The organism is Duganella violaceipulchra (genome assembly GCF_019166075.1).
Lineage (GTDB): Bacteria > Pseudomonadota > Gammaproteobacteria > Burkholderiales > Burkholderiaceae_D > Rugamonas > Rugamonas violaceipulchra.
The window spans coordinates 17,820-40,049 of record NZ_JAHTGR010000027.1 but is presented as its reverse complement, the minus strand read 5'-3'; the positions used below and the strand labels follow the sequence as shown (position 1 = coordinate 40,049).

The 22,230-nt window shown below is 65.3% G+C and carries 19 protein-coding genes; 8 read left to right on the top strand and 11 right to left on the bottom strand.

Annotated elements, in window-relative coordinates:
- Positions 1-131 precede the first annotated feature (131 nt).
- Positions 132-2,060, bottom strand: a complete 1,929-nt coding sequence (locus KVP70_RS30330) for an SPFH domain-containing protein (protein WP_217946107.1) — start codon at positions 2,058-2,060, stop codon at positions 132-134.
- A 264-nt stretch (positions 2,061-2,324) separates the two neighbouring features.
- Positions 2,325-5,702 carry a DUF4214 domain-containing protein gene (locus KVP70_RS30325; RefSeq protein ID WP_217946106.1) on the bottom strand — a complete coding sequence of 1,126 codons (3,378 nt, stop codon included), beginning with the start codon at positions 5,700-5,702 and terminating at the stop codon, positions 2,325-2,327.
- 133 nt (positions 5,703-5,835) lie between these two features.
- On the opposite strand from KVP70_RS30325, the gene KVP70_RS30320 reads away from it, so the two are divergent.
- A complete protein-coding gene (locus tag KVP70_RS30320; RefSeq protein ID WP_217946105.1) occupies positions 5,836-6,567 on the top strand; it encodes a substrate-binding periplasmic protein in 732 nt (243 codons plus the stop codon).
- A 9-nt stretch (positions 6,568-6,576) separates the two neighbouring features.
- Positions 6,577-7,551 (top strand): DUF2252 family protein, encoded by a 975-nt coding sequence (locus tag KVP70_RS30315; protein ID WP_217946104.1) that lies wholly within the window; start codon positions 6,577-6,579, stop codon positions 7,549-7,551.
- On the opposite strand, the gene KVP70_RS30310 is transcribed toward KVP70_RS30315, so the two are convergent.
- From KVP70_RS30310 to bufA2, 3 genes are read right to left on the bottom strand one after another with little or no spacing between them, the layout of a single operon-like run.
- Positions 7,552-8,310: an HvfC/BufC N-terminal domain-containing protein gene (locus tag KVP70_RS30310; protein WP_217946103.1), complete on the bottom strand. Its 759-nt coding sequence runs from the start codon at positions 8,308-8,310 to the stop codon at positions 7,552-7,554.
- Positions 8,307-9,137, bottom strand: a complete 831-nt coding sequence (gene bufB / locus KVP70_RS30305; protein WP_217946102.1) for an MNIO family bufferin maturase — start codon at positions 9,135-9,137, stop codon at positions 8,307-8,309. Before bufB ends, KVP70_RS30310 begins: the two co-directional genes overlap by 4 nt.
- Before the next feature lie 39 nt (positions 9,138-9,176).
- Positions 9,177-9,443, bottom strand: a complete 267-nt coding sequence (gene bufA2, locus KVP70_RS30300) for a BufA2 family periplasmic bufferin-type metallophore (protein WP_008453189.1) — start codon at positions 9,441-9,443, stop codon at positions 9,177-9,179.
- 175 nt (positions 9,444-9,618) lie between these two features.
- On the opposite strand from bufA2, the gene KVP70_RS30295 reads away from it, so the two are divergent.
- The 3 genes from KVP70_RS30295 (at position 9,619) to KVP70_RS30285 (ending at position 12,395) form a co-directional block, all read left to right on the top strand.
- Entirely contained in the window at positions 9,619-10,233 is a 615-nt protein-coding gene (locus KVP70_RS30295) for an OmpW/AlkL family protein (RefSeq protein WP_217946101.1), read from the top strand.
- Positions 10,234-10,359: 126 nt separating this feature from the next.
- Complete coding sequence (locus tag KVP70_RS30290) at positions 10,360-11,943, top strand: methyl-accepting chemotaxis protein (RefSeq protein WP_217946100.1); 1,584 nt, start codon at positions 10,360-10,362, stop codon at positions 11,941-11,943.
- A gap of 14 nt (positions 11,944-11,957) precedes the next feature.
- Positions 11,958-12,395, top strand: coding sequence for a hypothetical protein (locus KVP70_RS30285; protein WP_217946099.1), 438 nt, complete (start codon positions 11,958-11,960; stop codon positions 12,393-12,395).
- Positions 12,396-12,452: 57 nt separating this feature from the next.
- Here the strand turns inward: KVP70_RS30285 and KVP70_RS30280 are convergent, their stop codons facing one another.
- From KVP70_RS30280 to KVP70_RS30270, 3 genes are all read right to left on the bottom strand, one after another.
- Entirely contained in the window at positions 12,453-14,051 is a 1,599-nt protein-coding gene (locus KVP70_RS30280) for a methyl-accepting chemotaxis protein (RefSeq protein WP_217946098.1), read from the bottom strand.
- A gap of 147 nt (positions 14,052-14,198) precedes the next feature.
- Positions 14,199-14,495 (bottom strand): DUF4148 domain-containing protein, encoded by a 297-nt coding sequence (locus KVP70_RS30275; RefSeq protein ID WP_217946097.1) that lies wholly within the window; start codon positions 14,493-14,495, stop codon positions 14,199-14,201.
- A 155-nt stretch (positions 14,496-14,650) separates the two neighbouring features.
- On the bottom strand, positions 14,651-15,649 hold the full coding sequence (locus tag KVP70_RS30270; protein ID WP_217946123.1) for an aldo/keto reductase: 999 nt from the start codon (positions 15,647-15,649) through the stop codon (positions 14,651-14,653).
- 107 nt (positions 15,650-15,756) lie between these two features.
- Here KVP70_RS30270 and KVP70_RS30265 point away from each other — a divergent pair, with 107 nt between their 5' ends.
- The 3 genes from KVP70_RS30265 to KVP70_RS30255 all read left to right on the top strand — a co-directional run bounded on the left by KVP70_RS30265 (position 15,757) and on the right by KVP70_RS30255 (position 19,343).
- Positions 15,757-16,665 carry a LysR family transcriptional regulator gene (locus KVP70_RS30265; RefSeq protein WP_217946096.1) on the top strand — a complete coding sequence of 303 codons (909 nt, stop codon included), beginning with the start codon at positions 15,757-15,759 and terminating at the stop codon, positions 16,663-16,665.
- 28 nt (positions 16,666-16,693) lie between these two features.
- Positions 16,694-18,358, top strand: coding sequence for a M20/M25/M40 family metallo-hydrolase (locus tag KVP70_RS30260; RefSeq protein WP_217946095.1), 1,665 nt, complete (start codon positions 16,694-16,696; stop codon positions 18,356-18,358).
- A 127-nt stretch (positions 18,359-18,485) separates the two neighbouring features.
- Positions 18,486-19,343, top strand: coding sequence for an REP-associated tyrosine transposase (locus tag KVP70_RS30255; RefSeq protein ID WP_217946094.1), 858 nt, complete (start codon positions 18,486-18,488; stop codon positions 19,341-19,343).
- Here KVP70_RS30255 and KVP70_RS30250 read toward each other — a convergent pair.
- The 3 genes from KVP70_RS30250 to nudC form a co-directional block, all read right to left on the bottom strand.
- Complete coding sequence (locus KVP70_RS30250; protein WP_217946093.1) at positions 19,333-20,667, bottom strand: thioredoxin family protein; 1,335 nt, start codon at positions 20,665-20,667, stop codon at positions 19,333-19,335. The genes KVP70_RS30255 and KVP70_RS30250 overlap by 11 nt on opposite strands.
- A 5-nt stretch (positions 20,668-20,672) precedes the next feature.
- Complete coding sequence (gene folE, locus KVP70_RS30245; RefSeq protein WP_217946092.1) at positions 20,673-21,239, bottom strand: GTP cyclohydrolase I FolE; 567 nt, start codon at positions 21,237-21,239, stop codon at positions 20,673-20,675.
- A gap of 61 nt (positions 21,240-21,300) precedes the next feature.
- Positions 21,301-22,119, bottom strand: a complete 819-nt coding sequence (gene nudC / locus KVP70_RS30240; protein ID WP_217946091.1) for an NAD(+) diphosphatase — start codon at positions 22,117-22,119, stop codon at positions 21,301-21,303.
- Positions 22,120-22,230 lie beyond the last annotated feature (111 nt).

Genomic DNA, 22,230 nt, shown 5'->3' with positions numbered 1-22,230 from the left:
GGCCATGATGCCTCCTGTCTGAAGTTGAACGGGAAGCGTGCCACAGCCACGCCGCGGCGCCTGTGCGCGGACGAACATAGCGGGCCACGACGCGCGCGGACATGCTGGTCCGTGCGCGCCGCCGGCCAAGATCAGCCCTTGTTTTCGATAGCCTGGGTCAACTCCCCGGCCTTCATCGCGCTCATCAGGCCCATCAAGGTGCTGAAGGCGTTGCTGTCGCCGCCGCCCATCTGCACTTGCGGCACCAGCGGCACCTTGGCCGTTTCAAACGCTTCGGCCAGGCGCAGCATCACGGTCTGCATCAGCTGCTTGTCCGCGCCCTCGCCCTGCATCGCCTCGGACTTGGCTTGGATGGCCGCCGCCTCCGCCTCGCCCACCGAGCGGATCGCCGAGGCGCGGCCCGCGCCCTCCATCTCCTGGCGGAACTTGTCGGCCTGCGCCAGCGCCTCGATTTCCTGGCGGCGCTTCTCGGCGGCCTTGACGTTGGCCGAGCCCTGGTTCTCCTTGATCGAGATGTCCACCAGCGAGCCGGTCAGCTCCTTCTGCTTGGCGGCGCGCTGTTCGGCCTCGTTCAGCTCGCGCTGCTTGTCGGCCGCGATCTGCTTCTGCGCAAACGTCTCGACCTGCTCGCGCGCGATCTGGCGGTCGCGCAGCTGCGCCATGATGTCCTCGATCTTGTTGTCGCCGGCTTGTGGTTTCGGCGTGCCGATCAGCACCTCCTGGAATTCCAGCGAGTAGGCCTGGAAGCGCTGCTTCATGTCGATCGACGCGTTGTTCTGCAACTCGCTGCGCGACTGGATCAGGTCGATGAAGGTCTTGGTCTGCGAGACATTTTTAAAGTACGACGACACCATCGGATCGAGCGTCTGCTCGACCAGCTGCGCCACGTTGCCGAAGCGCTGCACCACCATCGGCGCCTTGCGGTAGTCGATGTGCACCACCACCGACAGCGGCAGCTGCGGCTCGAACGCGTCCTTGGTGATCAGGGTGATCTCGCGCAGGTTCTTGTCGAAGTTGGAGCCGCTCTCGCCGGACTTCCACATCAGCACGAAGTTGGTGGTCGGCACCAGCTCGATCTTGCCGGCGTAGGTGTTGAACGCGTACTTGCCCGGCATCAGCGCGTCGCGCCACACGCCGCGGCAGCCGGTCTCCACCAGCTCGCCGTGCGAATACTCGCTGCCCGACAAGTCCGCGCCCACGCGGCCCGTGTACGATACCACCACGCCGACAAAGCCGACCGGGATGATGGTCTTCTTGATGAACTCCACCGTCGCGAACAGACGGTTGATGAAGTAGGTGCCCTCCACCAGCACCCGCTCCTGGCGGCCGCGGCGGCCACCGGCGGCGAGGAATTTCTCCGGCTCCTGGAAGGCGTTGTGGCTGTCGCCGACATCGGGCGCCAGCAGCTCGTCCTTCAGCAGGCCGGGACCGTCCTGCACCGTCACCACGGCCAGCTGGTCGGAGTCATGCGAACCGGTCACTTCCTTGATCACCACCGGCTTGAAGCCGCCGCGCTCGTCGAGCACGCCGCGCATCTGCTGGTAGTAGGCTTTTTCCAGCGCGTCGAGCGACATCGAATAGGTCGACTCCTCCGTCATCACCACGAACAGCGCCGGATTGATGATGTGCGTGCCTTCGCGCAGCACCATGCGCTGCGGGCCTTTCTGGCCGCCGTCGCGCAGGAAGTCGCGGACGTTGCGGAAGTCGACGATGCGCGAGTTGTCGGCCAGCGTCTGGCCGGCCGGCAGGTCCATGCCGTCGCGCGCGAACACGTAGGCGATGGTGCCCTGCGTGACCGACACCATCGGATGGATGTGCACGCGGTACTGGAACGGCGCGAAGAAATGGAAGCCGCCGCGGCGCAGGTCGGGCTGCAGGCCGGCCTCGCCGTTCAGCGCCAGCAGGCCGTTCTGCACCGAGCCGGACGAGCTCCATAGTTTTTCAATGACGCCAACTCTGTCGTTGGGTATGTACTTGATGATCCCGGAAAACTTGACCAGGGCGGCGATGATTAAAATCAGGACGACAACGGTCACTTCACTGCCAAGCAGGGTAAACATACGAACCTTTCGGTTGTGGAAAAAGTTGTGGATGCAGGTATGGCGTGCGCGGTCTGACGCAGCTAGCGCGGTGGGCTGGCAAAGGTCAGGCTGGCGTGTGGGGGAGTTGCTGCGGTCGCCGCGAGGGCACTTGCGAGTGGGGTGAACACGATTTTTTGTTGGGACTTTTCAGTGAGTTCGTGCAGCTCATTCTGGCACAAATCGCTTGAAGGTAAAGGACGTCTGCCGCGATTAGAGCCGCAGCTCTAATCGCGGCAGAGCGCCTTAACCCACCGGTGTGTAGCTGAAGCCGGCGCCGATGATCTTGGCGATGGCGCCCTGGTTTTCCGCGCTCTCGCTAAAGCCGATCAGCACGTCGGCGCGCGACACGCCATCGTGCAGGGTGTTCAGCCAGAAGCTGTTGCCGCCGGCATCGGGCGCGCGGTGCAGCACGTTGTTGTACAGGCTGGTGACGAACTGCTGGTCGGTCGGCGCCGCGCCGTACATGCTCCTGAATTCAGGGCTGTCGATGAAGGCCTGGGACATCGTCCTCAGGCTGACGCCGTGGTCCAGCAGATTGATCCAGAAGCCGGCGCCGCCGCTGTCGGGCACGCGGTTGAAGGCGGACTGGTACATCCGGTAGGTCTGGCCGCCGGCGCCGTCCAGGTCCAGCGCCACCGCGTGATCCGAGAACATCAGCCGCTCGACGCCGGTCAGCGTGTCGGCGCCCTTGGCCGCCCAGTAGTCCGTGACGCTGACGCTGCCGTCGGTGTTGCGCACGATGCTCAGCTCGTACTGCTTTTGCGTGTAGTAGACGGTGTCGAGGCCGGCACCGCCGTTCAGGCTGGCGCCAGTGCCCTTGCCCAGCAGGTAGTCGTTGCCGTCGGTGCCCGCCGCGACCGGCTTGACGGTGGTGAAGCTGTAGCTGGTCGCGCCCGCGTAGTGGTTGCCGGCCAGGTCGAGGACGCTGCCGTCCGGCAGGTTCAGCGTGTAGGTCATGCCCGGCACCAGGTTCTGATGCGGATTGATCACCAGCGCATGGCCGGACACCGACGCCAGCGGCTCGCCGTTGCCGGTCACGGCGACGCCGGCGGCGTCGGTCAGCGTGATGCCCGCGCCCAGCACGATGGTCTCGTTGAAGTTCAGCGTGAAGCGCGGCGCCAGCGCGACATCGACCGCGCCCGCCGCCACCGTGCTCGATGCCAGCAGCGGCGCCGTCACGTCGCCGCTGACCAAGGTTTCCTCGACCGTGTAGGTGCCGGTGCGGCCGGTGCCGCCGTGGACGTCCAGGTAGTAGTCGCCGGAGAGGCCGGCGACGTAGGTCAGACGGGGTTCGTTGCCGCTGGCCGCGCTGGTGCTGGCATAGGCATAGGCGCCGCCGTAGTTGTTCACCAGCGCCATGGCGGAATAGTAGTCGGTGCCGGCATCGAGGGTGCCGCCGCCGCTGAGCTTGCCGTGCAGGTCGAACACATAGGTCCGGCCCGCATCGAGGTGCACCTTGATCCAGTCATGGTCGTCCTCCACGCCGATGGTGCCGGTCAGCGGTACGCCGGGGCTCAGCGCCCCCAGGGTCGCCGGGGTGGCGGAGAAATCGTCGCGCCCCAGGTCGGTCGCGCTCAGCTTGTAGCCGCCCGCCACGCCGCTGCTCGTCGAGGTCCCCACGGTCAGGTAATAGTCGGCCGACTGCGCCGGCTCGAACAACTTGTGGATCTTGCCATCGGACGCGTACTGGTAGCGCAGCGGCACGTAGTTGTCGGCGCTGTCCTTCATATAGAGCGTCGTGTAATTGCTCCAGCTGCTGCCGCCGCCGTCGGTGGGCGCCAGTTCCAGCGCATAGGTCTGGCCGGCGATCAGGTGCACCTTGAAGACGTCGCTGTCGCTAGTGAGCTCCAGCTTGCCGCTCGCGGCGGTGCCGGGCTCCAGCGTGCCGGCGTGGGCGGCGTCGTTGCCGTAGTCGTCCTTCTGGCCCAGTTGCGCCGCCACCTGGTAGGTGCCGGACGACTGCGGCGCCGCCACTTCCAGGTAGTAAGTGCCCTTGACCGTCGGCGTGAACGGCAGCGTCCCGGTGGTGGCGGTGTAGCTGGTGTCCGACTTCATCAGCAGCTTGCCGGTGGCGTCGAGCAGGTTGAAGGCGACGCCGTAACCGCCGTTGAGCGTGCCGGCGCCTTCCTTCTGGCCCTTGAGCGTGAACCAGTAAAGCGTATCGGCGTCGAGCGTGACCGCAAACCAGTCGCGGTCGCCGCCGCCGGCTTCCAGCTCGCCGTTCGCCGGGGTGCCCACCACCAGCCTGCCGGCGCTGTCGGCGGTGGCGCCGAAATCGTCCACCGTTAAGCCCGCCGTGACGGTGTAGGCAGCGCCGGTGTAGCCGGACGCCTGCAGATAAAAACTGCCGCCCTTGGTCGGCGTGTAGCTGAACGAGGTGTCGCTGCCATAGCGCGCCGACGCCACGGTGTTGCCGGCGCCATCCTGCAGCGCCAGCGCCTGCGAGTAACTGGGGATCGTCCCGTCGGCAGCCATGCTGAAGGTGTAGGTCACGCCGGCGGCCAGCTCGGTCTTGAAGAGGTCGACATCGTTGGGCGCCTGCACCTTGCCGTGCAGCGTGGCGCCCAGTGCCAGCAGGCCGGCGTCGGCGCGGGTGTTGCCATAGTCGTCCGACGCGGCAACGCCCAGCTTGACCGTGTACTGCAAGGCGGTGGACAAGGTGGCGTAACTTTCCGCGCGCACCGTGTAGGTGCCGCTCTTGTCGGCCTGGAAGCGCACCACCGTCTCGTTGTTGGCCATCTGGCTGCCAGCGCCGGCGTACTGGCCATTGCCGTCATACAGGTTGAGGTAGACGGTGCGGCCTTCGCTCGCTTGCGTATTCAGGGTCACCGTGTAAATCTGGCCCGCCACCGTGGTGATCGTGAAGGGATCGGTGTCGCCGTTGAACTCCAGCGACCCGCTGCGCTGGGCGCCCTCGCTCAGCTTGCCCGGCGCGTCGACCGTGAAATCGTCGCTCAGCAAGCGCATGCTTTGCGTGTACCTGCCGATGTAGGAGTTGCCGCTCACGGCCAGGTAATAGTCGCCGCCGGTCGCCACCCTGAACGGCGTGCTGCCGACCGAGCCGAAATAGTGTCCGCTACCGTCATAGATGGCGGTGTCGGCCGGCACCGCTCCCGCTCCGGCGCTAAAGGCGATGATCTGGCCGGCCACGGCGTGGAACTTGAACCAGTCGGCGTCGCCCGGCCGCTCGAAGACGCCGGTGATGGTACTGCCGAAGAAGAAACCGGCGGTGCTGGTGTCGGCGGCGAAGTCGTCCGCCGCCGGCGGCGCCACCTTGACGGTGTAACTGCCGATGCCGTTGTAGCCGGCGCTGGCCGCCAGGTAGTAGTCGCCGGACGCGGCCGGCGTGAAATTCAGCGCCGGTCCGAAGTTGCCGTTGCCGTAAGCGTAGTACATCCACTGCCCGGTGGGCCCCATCACCGTGAGCGTAGTGTTCGACAGGCTCGCCAGCGTGCCGGCGCCTTGCGGCGCGCCATCCAGCGACAGCACGTAGCTGGTGCCGGCCGTGAGCGCCATGCGGAACCAGTCGCTGTCCCCGGTGGTCTCAAATACGCCGGTCGCGCCTTTGCCGACGACCAGGCGGCCGGTGGTGTTGATGTCGCTGCTGAAATCGTCGCTCATGGGAATTGGAAATAGATTAATAGTTCTAACATGGTATCAATATTTCGTACCAGCAAAACTATTCAATTGTCACCCGCGGCCGCGTCACGCGCAGCGTCTATAATGGATTTCCTTGCCGAACCGGAAAGCGCCCATGCCCAAACCCGTGCCGTCCCTGCTGATGCTGACCCTGGCGGCCCTGTCGCTGACGGCGGCGCATGCCGCGACCGGCGAACTGGTGATGCTGGCGCCGCTGGACCAGACCATGCCCATCGTCCGCTTCAGCAATGGCGCACTGGACGGCGGCATCCTCAAGGACGTGGGCGACGCCCTGGCGCAGCGGCTGGGACTGCGCGCGGTCTATGTCAGCGTCGACGTGGCCGGCGTCACCCCTGCGCTGACCAGCGGCCGCGCCGACGCCATGTGCTACGTGATGCCGGTCTGGATCGACGGCGACTACGACTGGAGCGCGCCGCTGCTGCCCGACACCGAACTGATTGTGGCGAGTGCCGACGCGCCCCGCCTGCAATCGCTCAAGGACCTGCGCGACAGGCCGATCGGCACCGTGGCCGGCTACCGCTATCCGCGCCTCGAGAAGGTGCTGGGCAAGCGCTTCTTCCGCATCGACTCGGCCAGCATGGACGTCAACGTGCAGCAGATGGTGGCCGGCAAAGTGCAATACACGCTGGCCGGCGAGAACACGCTGTTCTACCTGCAGCGCATCCATCCGACACTGAAACTGCGGCCGGAGCTGGTGTTCGCCACCTTCAAGGCGCAGTGCGCGTTCTCGCGCAAATCGCAAGTCCCGTTCACCGACGCCAACCGGGTCATCGACGCCATGCTCAAGGAGGGCGCCATCGACCAGATCCTGGCGCGCTACCGTTAGGAGGTCAGCATGAACACCGACGCCTTGGTCGCCGCCCTGCAAACCCACAACCAGGACCGCGACCCGCAACTGCTGCGCAGGAAGTACCGGAAGATGGCGCAAAGCGCCTTCCTGTTCCTGCGCGGCGCCGACCACCTGTTCTACGACGCCCTGCCCGACCAGCCGCTGTTCCGCGACGCGCCGCTGGCCTGGTCCTGCGGCGATCTGCATGTGGAAAACTTCGGCAGCTACAAGGGCGACAACCGCCAGGTCTATTTTGATATAAACGATTTCGACGAAGGCGCGCTGGCGCCGGCCAGCTGGGACCTGGCGCGCCTGCTGGCCAGCATCGACGGCGACAAGGCCTTGCCGCTGCTGCCCGGCCAGCTCGAACTGCTGACCGGATTCCTGCCGCGCTTCGCCCCGCAGCAGGACAACCCCGGCTTCTACACCATGCTGCACGCGGGGCGCCGCATCGCCGGCACCGGCAGCCTGGGATTGATGCGCTTTGTCGTGCTGGTCGAAGGCAAAGGTTCGCCGGACGGGAACTATCTGCTCGACATCAAGGAATGCAAGCCGTCCGCGCTGGCGCCGCGCCTGGCCGCGTGGAACATCGGGCAACCGGCGTGGCCCGACCAGGCCAGCCGCGTGGTGGCGGTGCAGCGGCGCATGCAGGCGGTCGATCACGCCTTCCTGCACGCGATACCGCTGGACGGCAAGTCCTGCGTGCTGCGCGGCCTGCAACCGTCGGAAGACCGGGTGGCGCTCGATGCCTGGGGCAAGAAGCTCAGTCGCCTGCAGGAAGTGATCGCCACCATGGGCCGCAACCTGGCCTGGGACCAGTTGCGCGCCGCAGGCCGTTCCGGCGCCGCCGGCGCGGATGAACTGATCGCCCACGGCCACGACGACGGCTGGCGCCAGCCCATGCTGGCCGCCGCCACCGCGATGACCGCACTGACGCAATCCCAATGGCAGGCCAGCAAGGCGTGGCTGGCCAGTGCCTGATCATTGTTTGACCAACACGCCCTGCGCCAGCCAATGCTGTAGATAGCCAGCCAGCGCCAGCATCGCGTCCTCGCCCGCCGCCGCGCACACCTCGCCGAAGCTCGCCCCTTCGGCGATGCGGTACAGGGCTTGCGCCTCCGCCGCCGCCAGCGAACGGAAATGCGGCTGCTCGCCCTGGCGCCACACCAGCCAGTGCGTGGGGTTGTCGGATTGCTGCACCTGCGGCGGCTCGGCATCGGCGGCCAGCGCCTGCCACAGGGCGACCGCGTTCCAGTGCATGTCCAGCAGATGCACCGACGGATGCAGGCCGAATTGCAGATCGCCCCATTCCTCGGGCGGTATCGCCGCCACGTCGATGGCCGCCAGCGGTGCGACGTCCTGCGCATCGAAGGCCAGGCCCAGCGCCCATTCGAGTGCCGCCAGTTCGGCGATGAAGGGATAGTCCGGCAGCGCCGTCTCCGCATGCGCGGCCAGGCCGGCGCCGAACCAGCGCAGGTTGGCGTGCCGCGACGGATGCGCGGCGAGATAACTGTTGGCCAGTTCGGCGAACATGTCGTCGCCGATGAAGCTCCAGGTCTTGTCGTAGGCTTCGCACAGCGCCTGGCGCAAGCGGCTGCGATAGGCGCGGTGGTAGATCGCCAGGCGCGAGCCGGCGTTCAGGCCGTACTGTTCCCGCACGGCGGCATGGATGGCGCCGGGCGCCTCGTCGGCCAGGATGTAGCGCTGGAAGTCCAGCTGCAAACGTTCGAGCGGGTTCATGCCGCCTCCGCCAAGGCGCGCGCGCGCCGCAACTCCGCCGACAGCTCGGACAGCGGCGGAATCTTATCGTCGCGCTCTATCATCGTCGCCACCTTGCCGAAGCGGCGCAAGGCCTGCGCGTACAAGGCCCACACGGGATCGGCCACCGCCTGGTCGTGGGTGTCGATGATGCAGCCTTCCTGCACGCTATGGCCTGCCAGGTGGATCTGCTGCACGCGCCCTGCCGGCAACGCGTCCAGGTAAGTGATCGGGTTGAAACCGTGATTGACGCTGCTGACGTAGACGTTGTTCACGTCCAGCAGTATCAGGCTGTCGGACTGCTCGGCCACGGCGGCGACGAAGTCCCATTCCTGGAAAGTGTCCGACTCGAAGGACAGGTAGCTTGACACATTCTCCAGCAACAGCGGGCGTTCCAGGTAATCCTGCACGCGCCCCACATTGCGCACCACGGTGGCCACGGCCTCCTCGGTGTACGGCAGCGGGAACAGGTCGTGCAGATTGGCGCCGTGGGTGCCGGTCCAGCACAGGTGGTCCGACACCCACAGCGGCTCGACGCGCCGCATCAGCGCCTTCAGCTCGCGCAGGTAATCGTCGGACGGACCTCGCGGCGTACCGATCGACATCGACACGCCATGCATCACCAGCGGATAGTCGCGGCGTATGCGGTCCAGCATCGCCAGCGGTTTGCCGCCGGGGACCATGTAATTCTCGGACAGGATCTCGAACCAGTCGATGCCGGATATAGCGGGCGTCGTGCCGATGATGTCGTGGTAGTGCGCGGTGCGCAGGCCAAGGCCGAACCCTGGCGACGGTAGTGTGGATGTCATGGTTGGGGAGCGCCGGCCGTGCCGGCGCTGCATGGATGATTACTTGTCCAGGTCGACGATCTTGCCCTTCTTGGCAAAGCAGGCGCCGGCCTTGGTGGCCAGGAAGCCGTGGCCCTTGCAGGAGTTCTGGCCCTTGCAGGCGTTTTCCGCGGTGGCGCAATCGCTGGTGCCCTTGCAGCTGTTGATGCCGGCGCAGTGCACGGTGTCGTCGGCGCTGATGGTGGTGGTGGCGGCGATGGCCGATGCCGACATGGCCATGGTTGCTACAGTTGCTGCCATTGCTGCAATGCGGGTGATGTGGTTCATGTGATTCTCCAAAAAAGGTAAGTTGGGTTGGTGCTGCATGACTCTGTCGCGGCCACCGCGCGATTACTTACACAATTTTGAAAAATATTTTGTATTTTGACGTGGATCAAAGTTTTTACTGCGCTGCATCAATAGACTTGCCTACGTTACTTAACGACAAAAAAGAGGAAGTGAAATGAGCAAGCTTTTAGCAGCAGCAGTATTGGCCACCCTGAGCCTGGCGGCTGGCAGCAATGCAATGGCGGAAGAATCCCCATGGCTGGTGCGCGTGCGCGCCGTGCATCTGGATACGGCCGACAAGTCCGATCCTGTCGGCGGCGTCGGCGCATCCGACCGCATCACCGTCAGCAGCAAGACCATCCCCGATTTCGATATCTCCTACTTCTTCACGCCCAACCTGGCGGCCGAACTGTTGCTGACCTACCCGCAAAAGCATGACGTGGCGCTGGACGGAAAAAACATCGGCACCTTCAAGCACCTGCCGCCTACGCTGCTGCTGCAGTATCACTTCGTCCTCAATTCGCCGTTCAAGCCTTACGTTGGCGCCGGTGTGAACTACACCACCATGTCCAAGGTCGATCTGCTGGGCGGCAAGGGCGGCCTGGAACATGACAGCTTCGGCCTGGCGCTGCAAGCTGGCGTGGACTACGCCATCGACAAGAAATGGTCGCTCAACTTCGACGTGAAGAAAGTGCAGATCCGCAGCGACGTCTCCATCAGCGGCGCCAAGGTCAGCCGCGTGAAGGTTGATCCACTGCTGGTCGGCGTCGGTGTCGGCTACCGCTTCTGATAGACGGCATCGGTCAACGTTGCGACACCGCGACAGACCAAGCAATCAGATGACACGAACGGGTAATCTGGGGACAATCAAGTTCCTGGATTATCCGTTTTTGCTTTTCACGGAAGGAGTAGCGCCATGTCGTTCGACCACGTAAAAATCGGCACCCGCCTCGGTTTCGGCTTCGCCATCGTCCTGGCGCTGCTGGTCGCCGTGATCGTGCTGGGACTGGGCTCCATGACGCGCATCGGCAGCCGCACGCACGACATCATCGACGACAAGAACGTCAAGATGGAGGCGGCCAACCGCATGGTGGACAATGTGCGCAACATCACGCTGTCGCTGACGAACATCGTGGTGGTGCCCAGCACGCCGGAAGTGAACGCCGAACTGGAAAAGATCGGCGAATCGCGCAAGAAGTATGGCGCGGCCAAGAAGATCCTCAGCGAACATATCGCCGATGACAAGGAAAGAGCCATGCTGGCCACGCTCGATGGCCTGCTGAAGGAAGGCGCGGCCAAGAACAACAAGGTGATCGAGCTGCGCAAGGACGGCGAGATCCAGGACGCCACGTCCTACCTCACCCAGGTCGCCGCGCCCAGCCTGAAAGGGGTGCTGAAGGCGCTCGACGACATCCTCGTCTACGAAACCGCGCAAGCCAGGCAGGCCGGCGAGGAAGTCGAGGCCGTGCTGCGCACCGCGCAGATGGTGCAGGTGGGCCTGGGCGCGCTGGCGATGGCGCTGGGCTGCGGCGTGGCCTGGTTCATCACGCGCTCGATCACGGTGCCGCTCAACGCCGCGGTCGACGTGGCGGAGACGGTGGCCTCGGGCGACCTGTCGTCCAGCATCCGGACCGGCGCCACCGACGAAACGGGCCGCCTGCTCAGCGCCCTCAAGGCGATGAACGACAATCTGCTGCAGGTGGTCGGCCAGGTGCGGCATGGTACCGACACCATCGCCACCGCATCGAGCGAAATCGCCGCCGGCAACCTGGACCTGTCGTCGCGCACCGAGCAGCAAGCCAGCTCGCTGGAGCAAACCGCGTCGTCGATGGAGCAGCTGACGTCCACCGTCAAGCAGAACGCCGACAACGCGCGCCAGGCCAACACGCTGGCGCGCAGCGCGTCGGAAGTGGCGACCAAGGGCGGCGCCATCGTCGCGCGGGTGGTGGACACCATGGGCAGCATCAACAGCTCCTCGCGCAAGATCGTCGACATCATCGCCGTCATCGACGGCATCGCCTTCCAGACCAACATCCTGGCGCTGAACGCCGCCGTCGAGGCGGCGCGCGCCGGCGAGCAGGGGCGCGGCTTCGCGGTGGTGGCGTCGGAGGTGCGCAACCTGGCGCAGCGCAGCGCGGCGGCGGCCAAGGAAATCAAGGAACTGATCTCGGCCTCGGTGGCCAACGTCGACGACGGCTCGCGGCTGGTCGGCGAAGCGGGGCAGACCATGGGCGACATCGTCGACAGCATCCAGCGCGTGACCGACATCATGGGCGAGATCACCTCGGCCAGCCAGGAGCAGACCATGGGCATCGAGCAGATCAACATGGCCATCACGCAGATGGACGAGGTGACGCAGCAGAACGCCGCGCTGGTGGAACAGGCGGCGGCCGCGTCGCAGAGCATGCAGGAGCAGGCGGCGGCGCTGGCCTCGGTGGTGGGCTTCTTCAAAACCGGCGCGGCGCCGGGGACCGCTATAATGGTGCGCACCCACCACTAACGGAAGCCCGGCCCATGCGCAGAATCCTGATCGTCCTGACCGCCCTGATGCTGACCGCATGCGTCGACGACACGGCTTCGTACTACGCGGACGGCGGCACCGGCAACCACGCCCTGACGCTGCACCGCGCGCAAAAGCACTTCTGGAGCAGCGCCAGCAGCGTGGAGCTGATCATGCAGCGGCTGCCCGAATGTCTGCGCCGGATCGAGTTGACCGAGATGCCGGCCGACGACGTGGAGATTGAACTGCTGTCCGGCGGCGACAACGTCTGGACGCTGCGCGCCGGCAAGGAGATGTGGCAGGTTGAAACCCAGAGCTGCACCCAATACCCCGACGTCAAAGGCGACGGCGGCGAATTGATCGGGGTGTTCCGGGTGGACGGCAAGAAGCTGGTGTTTGAAGCCGCCGTGCTGGAACCGGTCGGCGCCGACGCTGGCGCAGCAGCCAAATAACCCCGCACTGCGAAAGGGGTCAGACCCCGTGCGGGGTCTGACCCCAGGCTTGCGGGTTTAGCGCAGGGCCAGGCGGCTGCCCGGGCGCTTGCCGCTGGCGCCCTGGTCACCGCTCAGCTTGAACCGGCTCACCAGCTCGGCCAGCAGGCCGGCCTGCTCCTGCATGCTGCCGGCCGCGGCCGCGGCCTGTTCCACCAGCGCGGCGTTCTGCTGCGTCACCGAATCCATCTCCGTGATCGCCATGTTGACGTGGCCGATGCCCGTGCTCTGCTCGCTCGACGCCTCGGTGATCGCCGACATGATCTGCGTCACCCGCGACACGCTGGCCACCACCTGATCCATCGTGGTGCCGGCTTCCGCCACCAGCACGCTGCCGGCGTTGATGCTTTCCACCGAAGCGTTGATCAGCTCCTTGATCTCCTTGGCCGCGCCGGCCGAACGCTGCGCCAGGTTGCGCACCTCGGACGCCACCACCGCAAAGCCGCGTCCCTGCTCGCCCGCGCGCGCCGCCTCCACCGCCGCGTTGAGCGCCAGGATGTTGGTCTGGAAGGCGATGCCGTCGATCACGCTGATGATGTCGACGATGCGCGTGGCCGAGGCATTGATGGTGTCCATGGTCTGCACCACCTTCGACACCACATGCCCGCCCTTCTCCGCCACCGACGAGGCCGACAGCACCAGCTGGTTGGCCTGCACCGCGTTGTCGGCGTTCTGGTTCACGGTCGAGGTCAGCTCCTCCATCGAGGCGGCCGTCTCTTCCAGCGAGCTGGCCTGCGATTCGGTGCGCGCCGACAAATCCATATTGCCCGAGGCGATCTCGCCGGACGCGGTGGCGATGGTGTCGGCGCTGCGGCGGATCTCGCCGATGGTGTCGGCCAGCCGCGCCTGCATCGACTTCATGCCGTACAAGATGCTGGCGCGGTCCGAATCGTGGGTCTTGATGTTGGCGCTGAGGTCGCCGCCGGCGATCTGCTGGGCGATTTCGCTGACATATTCGGGGTCGCCGCCGATGGTGTGGCGCAGGCTCTTGTTGACCATGCTGACGATGGCCCACAGCACCAGGCACACCGCCGCCAGCACGCCGGCCGACTTGTACAGCGACTGGTAGAAGGCGCTGTCGATGTCATCGACGTAGGCGCCGGTGACCAGGTCCCAGTCCCACTGCGCGAAGTGCACCACGCGGCTCATCTTCGGCACCGGCTCCTTGGTGTTCGGCCGTATCCAGGAATAGCGCACAAAGCCGCCGCCCTCCGGCTTGGCGCCGGCGGCGGCGATGTCGCGGTACAGATAGACGCCGTTGGGGTCCTTGAAATCGGCCATGTCCTTGCCGTTGTTTTCCGTCTTAAACGGATTCATCAGGGAACGGGTCCCCTGGGTGATGGTGATGTAGCCGTCCTTGCCGAAGCGCAGGCTGGCGATCACGGCCATCGCCTGTTTCTGGGCGTCTTCCTTGCTCAGGGCGCCGGAGGTGGCCTTCTCGCCATACAGCTTGAGGATGCTCATGCCGGCGTCGTCCAGATTCATCAGGTCGATCTGGCGTTCTTCGATGCGCACGTCGCGCATCTGCATGGTCTGGTAGATGAAGATGGCGGTGATGCACAGCAGGCTGCAAATCAACGGTACCCAGAGCTTCTGCTGGAAGGACAACTTATTCATGGTACAGAGTCTCCGTATTGTCTTATGGAAACCAGAATACCCGAATTGTCTCGGACAAATGTCGCTTATTTACAAATTTCGCATCAAAAAAACACAGCGGGCGCCGCGCTCTGCAGCGTGGCGCCTACTGGGAAAACCTGTACCGATTTACTGGGCGCTGCGGCCTTGGATTTGCTTGGCGGCCAGTTGCGCGTCCACCCGGGCGGTCTTGCCGCGCGGCGCCACGTAGGCGACGTCGGTGGTCACTTCGTTCTGCTCCAGCGCGCCGGCCTGGATGGCGGCGATGGTTTCAGCCCTCACCTGGGCGCGGGTGACCGTGCTCGGGGCCGACTTGATGTTGGCGATGTCGGCGGTGACTTCGTTCTGCTCCACAGGGCCCTGCGCGAAAGCTGCACCCGCAGCCAGCAGGAGGGAGACCGATGCGATGATGGATTTGGCGTTCATTTTGATGCTCCTGGTCAGATTAAGTGTGGCACCCAGTCTTGGGTGCCAACCGGCTTTGTGTCGTCGATGGAGTCATATTAGGATTAATTTTTCGGATATAAAAGCGCAAATATCCGGTCAAACTCATCCGATAATCTGATCAATAAGCCGATCGATCAGCCTTTTTCGCTGTCCAGCACGGTGGTCGAATGCGCGTCATAACGGTTGCCGGCCGCGGCGCCCACCGGCACCGCCTGCTCCAGCCGCGCCAGGTCGGTGGCCGACAGCCGCACCCGGGTCGACGCCAGCGCCTCCTCCAGCCGCACGCGGGTGCGGGCGCCCACCAGCGGCACGATGTCCTGGCCCTGCGCCGCCACCCAGGCGATCGCCACCTGCGCCACCGACACGCCCAGTTCGCCGGCGATGGCGCGCAGCTTTTCCACCAGTTCCAGGTTGCGGTCCAGGTTCTCGCCCTGGAAGCGCGGGCTGGCCAGGCCGCGGAAGTCGGCCTCGCCCTGGCGCTGCTTGCTCCAGTGGCCGCTGATCAGGCCGCGCGACAGCACGCCGTAGGCGGTGACGCCTATGCCCAGCTCGCGGCAGGTTTGCAGGATGCCGTTCTCGATGCCGCGCGAGATCATCGAATACTCGATCTGCAAGTCGGCGATCGGATGGACGGCGTGGGCGCGGCGCAGGGTCTCGCTGCCGACCTCGGACAGGCCGATGTGCCTGACGTGGCCGGCCTTGACCAGCTCGGCGATGGCGCCGACGGTGTCCTCGATCGGCACGTCCGGATCGAGGCGGGCCGGACGGTAGATGTCGATGTGCTCGACGCCCAGGCGCTTGAGCGAATACGCGGCGAAGTTCTTCACCGCCGCCGGGCGGGTGTCGATGCCGATCCAGTTGCCGGCCGGGTCGCGCATGGCGCCGAACTTGACGCTGATCTGCACTTGGTCGCGGCCGCCGGCGGCCAGCGCCTCGGCCACCAGCAGTTCGTTGTGGCCCATGCCGTAGAAATCGCCGGTGTCGAGCAGGGTGACGCCGGCCTCCATGGCGGCGCGGATGGTGGCCAGGCTTTCCTTGCGGTCGGCCGGGCCGTACAGGTCGGACATGCCCATCAGGCCCAGGCCCAGTTGAGCGACTTGCGGGCCGGTGCGGCCGAGTTTGCGGGTTTGCATCATGATGAATCTCCAGGGTGGTGAACGAGTGGATTCATTATGCTATTATCGATTGCAGCAATAAATACCGTAAATCCTATTACTTTATTCGAACACAGATAACAATCATGGACCAATTCAAGGCCATGCAGATCTTCAAGGCGGTGGCCGACTGCAAGAGTTTCACCCAGGCCGCCGAGCAGCTGGACCTGCCCAAGCCCAGCGTCACCAACGCCGTGCAGGCCATCGAACAGCAGCTGGGCGTGCGCCTGCTCCAGCGCACCACGCGCAAGGTCAGCCTGACGGTCGAGGGCGCGCAATACCTGGAGCGCTGCACCGCCCTGCTCAACGACCTGGACAACCTCAACGGCCTGTTCGCCGGCGAAGGCCGGCTGCTCAGCGGCGCGGTGCGGGTCGACCTGCCGGAGCGGCTGGCCCACCTGTACGTGATCCCGGCGCTGCCGGCCTTCTTCCAGCGCCACCCGCACATCCAGGTGCGGCTGGGCTCGAACGACCGCTTCGTCGACCTGGTCGGCGAGGGCATCGATTGCGCGGTGCGCGGCGGCACCTTGCGCGATTCCACGCTGGTGGCGCGCCGCATCGACTCGATGGAGCAGATCAACGTCGCCACGCCGGCCTACCTGGAACGCCACGGCCGGCCGCGCACGCTGGAGGATTTGCGCCAGCACACGGCGGTCAACTTCTTCTCCAGCCAGAGCGGGCGCGACCTCGACTGGGAATACGTGGACGCCGACGGCGTCGAGCGCACCCAGGCCATGCGCAGCCAGGTCTCGGTCAGCGGCACCGAGGCCTATCTGGCCGCCTGCCTGGCCGGGCTGGGCCTGATCCAGATGCCGCGCCAGAGCCTGGCGCCGCTGCTGGCCTCGGGCCAATTGGAGGAAATCCTGCCGCAATGGCGGCCCGCGCCGCTGCCGCTGAACATCGTCTATGCCCATAATCGGCACCTGTCGCCGAGGGTGCGGGTGTTTGTCGACTGGCTTGCCAGTGTCCTTGAGCAACAAACTGTGTCAGAATGAGGCATTCCTTCTTAACAATCCTTTCCACATGAGATACCTACTGTCGATGGCGCTGCTGGCGTTAGGCGTCGGCCACGCCCACGCCGCCGCGCCCAAGGCCGCAAAACCGGTCGAGGCCGCGCTTGCCGGCATCGACGGCGACCGCCTGCTACAGCACATCACCATGCTGGCCTCCGACGACTTCGAAGGCCGCGCGCCGGGCACGCGGGGCGAAACCGTCACGCTCGACTACCTGCAGCAGCAGTTCAAGAAGCTGGGCCTGGAGCCGGGCAACCCGGACGGCACCTATCTGCAGGCGGTGCCGCTGGTGGCCATTTCCAGCCATCCGACGCTGAGCTACGTCAAGGACGGCCAGAGCAAGCAGCTGACCTTTGGCGACGACTATGTCGCCTGGACCGCGCGCACCGAGAAAAAAATCGAGGTGGCCAATTCCGAGCTGGTGTTTGTCGGCTACGGCGTGCAGGCGCCGGAATTCCAGTGGGACGACTACAAGGGCGTCGACCTGAAGGGCAAGACCCTGGTCATGCTGATCAACGACCCGCCGCTGCCGGACCCCAAGCATCCCAAGCTGCTGGACCCGGCCATGTTCGGCGGCAACGCGATCACCCGCTACGGGCGCTGGAACTACAAATTCGAGATGGCGGCCAAGATGGGCGCGGCCGCCGCGCTGATCGTGCACGAGACCAAGCAGGCCACCTATCCGTACGAGGTGGTGCGCAACAGCTGGGGCCGCGAGAATTTCGCCTTGAAGAGCAAAACGCCGGACCCGGCCTTCCCTGCCATCCCCGGCTGGCTGCAGGGCGAGCGCGCGCGCGAGCTGTTCAAGGCCGGCGGACTGGATTTCGACGTGCTCAAGCAGCAGGCCTTGTCGCGTGCCTTCAAGCCGGTGCCGCTGGGCGTCAAGCTCAACGTCACGGCGCTGAACGCCTGGCGCGAAGTGGGCTCGCACAACGTGGTGGCTCGGATCACCGGCTCCGATCCGCTGTTGAAGAATGAAGTGATCGTCTACAGCGCGCACTGGGACCATTTCGGCATCGACGAGAGCCTGCCGGGTCCGCGCACGCAGCAGATCTTCCACGGCGCCATGGACAACGCCACCGGCGTCGCCGCGCTGCTGGAGATCGCCCGCGTGTACAAGGCGCTGCCGGTGGCGCCCAAGCGCAGCATCGTGTTCGTGCTGACCACGGCGGAGGAACGCGGCCTGCTGGGCGCGCAGTACTACGCGCGCAACCCGCTGTACCCGCTGAACAAGACGCTGCTGAACATCAACGTGGACGGCCTGAACATGTGGGGCCGCACCCGCGATGTGGAGCTGAGCGGCATGGGCAAATCCAACGCCGACGATCTGGTCGCCGCCATCGCGCGCGGCCAGGGGCGCAGCGTGCGGCCGGACAGCAACGCCGACTATGGCAGCTTCTACCGGGGCGACCAGTTCGAGTTCGCCCGGGGCGGCGTGCCGGTCGTGTATCTGCGCAGCAGTTCCAACTTCGTCGGCAAGGCAGCCGGCTACGGCCGCGAAAAGCTGTTGAACTACAGCGCCCACCAGTACCACACCGTCAACGACACGGTGCAAGCCAAATGGGACACCAGCGGCGCGGTGGAAGACATCGAACTGCTGTTCAAAGCCGGCTACCAGACCGCGCAAGGCAAAGACCGCCCGCAGTGGAAAGACAACGCCGAGTTCAAGCGCTAACACCGGTGGGGGTCAAGTCTGACATTCGGACACGACCTCCACCGTACCTGTAAAAGATCAGCTCGAGCTGCCGCGACCTCTGCGTTTTATCAGCACCACGCCACGGCGCACCGACTACATTGGGGAGATGGTCCGCCCTCTCCGACTCGAATTTCCCGGTGCGCTCTATCACGTCACTTGCCGCGGCAACCGACGTGAGGAGATCTTTCGCGATCGCGTGGACCGCCTGGTCTGGCTGGAAGAAATAGAACGGGTATGCCGGCGTTTTCATTTCGTCATACACGCGTTTTGCCAGATGACGAACCACTACCATGTGCTCATCGAAACGCCCGAAGGCAATCTCGGGCAAGGCATGCGCCAATTGAACAGCGCATATTCGCAATACTACAATCGCCGCCACGAATTGGTCGGGCACGTTATGCAAGGCCGTTATCACGCCATCCTGGTGCAGAAGGAGAGTTACCTTCGCGAACTGGCGCGCTATATCGTGTTAAATCCCGTGCGGGCCGGTGAAGTGGCCGCGCCCGGTGACTGGGAGTGGAGCAGCTATCGCGCCATGATGGGCGAGGCGCCCGCAGCCACATGGATGACGACAGGCTGGTTATTGGATTGCTTCGGCCCGGACCAGATCGCGGCCAGGCAGGCCTATCACCTATTTGTCATGACGGGCTTGCATGCGGAGAGCCCACTGAAGAAAGTCAGTTTCCGCTGCATTTTAGGCGACGAGACATTCATTGCCCGCCACAGGGAGCCCGCGAAGGAATCCAGGTCGGCAGAGATTGCGCGAGTGCAAAGACGGGCCCTTGCCCTGCCGCTGGAGGAATACGCCTTAACATTCGCGCCGCGCGAAGTCGCCATGGCGGAGGCCTATCGGTCGACCGCGTTTTCGATGCAGCAAATCGCCGCGTACTTCGGCGTCTCGGTTAAAACGGTAAGCCGCGCTGTCGCCGCATCGGAAGTCACTGAGAACCGGCTTAACGGATGAGGTCGTGTCCGAATGTCAGACTTGACCCCCGGAGTTGACTTGACCCCCGGAGTTTTTGTAGCTGGGACTGGTTGCGCTGGTGGTGGGCGTCGGCGCCGGCGGCGGCGATGTCGGCGCGCAGGCCTTGCTCGGCTTGCGCGATGCGGGCGCTGTCTTGCGGCGTCAGTTCCAACAGGTTCAGCATGTAAGTGACGCCCCATTGCAGGCGCGTCGCCGGCCCCACGGCCGCTTGCCATGCCTTGCCGTACCAGTCCAGCATGGCCGCCGCGTCGCCGCGCCGCTTGGCGCTGGAGGCCAGGCTCAGCATGAAGTAGTAGGGTGAATGCGAACGCGGCAATTCGGCCAGCAGCACTTGCTCGGCTTGCGCCGGCAGGCCGGCGTCGTTCAGGGCGCTGACCGCGGTGTTGACCAGCGTGTGGCGTTCGTACGGATCGGTCGATTCGGCCAGCGCCGCTTCCACCCGCAGCCGTACCTGCTCCTGCAAGCCCTGCGTCGGCGCCAGCAGGCGGCCCAGGCGCATTTGCAGGCGCACCGCCGTCAAGCGGTCCGGCGCGCTGCGCCAGAAGTCGTCGGCCCATTGCGCGGCGGTGGCGCCCAGCGCCGCCACCAGTTCTTCGCGCCGCGTGGCGAATTTGATCAGGGCGACGCCGCTGTTGCCGAGGATGTCCATGTTGGCGCGCGCCAGCCGCGCGTCGGCAAACACCTGCAGCAGCAAGGCGGCGTTGGCCGCCGCGTCGACTTCCTTGCCGGTCGTGGCCAGCTGCGCGTGCAGTTGCAGGCGCGCGCCGGCGTCGGCGTCGTCGCAGGCGCGCACCAGCGCCAGCAGCGTCGGCGCCAGCGCGCGCGTGCCCAGCAGGCGGCCTTCGTCGGTATCCCAGGAATAATGGCTCAGCAGCGACCATTCGCCGGCGCTGAGCTTGCGCTCGCCGGACAAGGCCGCCGCCAGCGCGGCCGAGGCGGACGAGCCGGCCGCATGCACGGCCAGCGCCACGTCGAACGCGGCCGTGAACAGCTCGCCGTCCAGCTCGCACGGCAGGCGCGTGATTTCGCTGCCGTCCGGCGCGTACAGCACCAGCGTCGGATAGCTGCGCAAGCCGTACCGCGCGGCCAGGGCCTGCGCGCCGGCGCTGTCGCCGTCGAGCTGGTAGCAGACCACCGAGGCCGACCGCTCAACGAACTCGTCGCGCGCGAAAATATCGGATTTGACCCGGTTGCAGGGCGGGCACCAGACCGCGCCCCAGTACAGGAACAAGGGCCGCTGCCGCGCAGCCGCCAGGGCGAATGCGGCGGCCAGGCCGCCTTGCTGCCACGCGATCGCCGCCATGCCGCTTACGACTCGCGCGCCAGGGCCAGGAATTCGGTGCGCATCGCCAGGTTGGGCTGCAGCTCGCCGAGCATGGCCGAGGTGACGGTCTCTTCGCCCGGCGTGCGGATGCCACGACTTTCCATGCACAGGTGGCGGCATTTGACGACCACGCCCACCGCCTTCGGCTCCAGCACTTCCATCAGCGCGTTGGCGATCTGCATGGTCATGCGTTCCTGCACCTGCAGGCGCTTGGCGAAGCAGTCGACCAGGCGGGTCAGCTTGGACAGGCCGACGATCTTGCCGTTCGGGACGTAGCCGACCGTGGCCTTGCCGAAGAACGGCGCCAGGTGGTGCTCGCAATGGCTGTAGACCGGGATGCCGCGCACCACGATCAACTCGTTGTACTGCTCGGCGCCGTCTTCGAAGGCTTTCAGCAGCTCGACCGGGTCCTGGCCGTAGCCGGAGGTCCAGTGTTTCCATGCCTTGCTGACGCGCGCCGGCGTTTCCACCAGGCCCGGACGGTCGGGATCTTCACCGAAACTGGCGATCAGACGACGCCAGTCGCCTTCCGAGAATTCTTTTTGAGACATGATGAAACACCTTTTTTTTACGATTGCCGACAGTATATAGAAATCCGCGGCGGCGTACTCGTCAGGCCCGCGGCCGGTTGGCCTTCAGCAGCGCGGCGGCGATCGACACCGTGGTCGTCATGTCCGGCCATTCGTCGCCCGGCCCGAACCAGCGGGCGTCGGCGATTTCCGTCGGATCGACGCGGATCTCGCCGTCCAGGTAGTCGGCCGTGTAGGCGACCATCAGCGAATGCGGGAACGGCCACGACTGGCTGCCGAAGTACTGCAAGTTGTGCACCCGCAGTCCGACTTCCTCGTACACCTCGCGATGCACCGCCTCTTCGATCGACTCGCCGGCCTCCAGGAAGCCGGCCAGCGCCGTGTAGCGCTTGTACGGCGCGTTGGCGTGCATGGCCAGCAGCACTTGCTCGCCCTTGCGTATCAACACCATCATCGCCGGCGAGATGCGCGGATAGGCGCTCATGCCGCAGGCCGGGCATTGATAGCAGCGCTCGCCTTCGAGCTGGCGCATCGGCGTCGCGCAGGCGCCACAATAGCGGTGGGTGCGGGCCCAGTCGGCCAGCTGGAAAGCCCGGCCGGCCAGGGCCGCGAAACCGTCGTCGACGAGGCCGAACAGCGAGCGCAAACCGTGGTAGCCGTACTCCGGTCCCGGTAGTTCCGGTTGATCGACCCACGCCAGCTGATAGTAGCGGCCTTCCCACTCGCCCAGCGCATGGAAGCGTTCCGGCGGCAAATCCAGCGCCGCCAGCGCCTGCTGGTCGGGCAAACCCAGGATTTCGTTGCGCAAAAGCAACTCTCCCCGGTGGAACACGAAAGTGAGCGGATGTTCATGCACGGCGGGGCGGATCAGCGGCGTAAATGTGGCGGGCGTCAGCAACATGGCGGGGAGACTCTGGATTCATCGCAAAACATGATCTTACAGTGTTTCCTAAATGATTATTTCAGGCGGGGAGAATCGATGACAATTCGATCACGGGAAACGCGCTAAGTC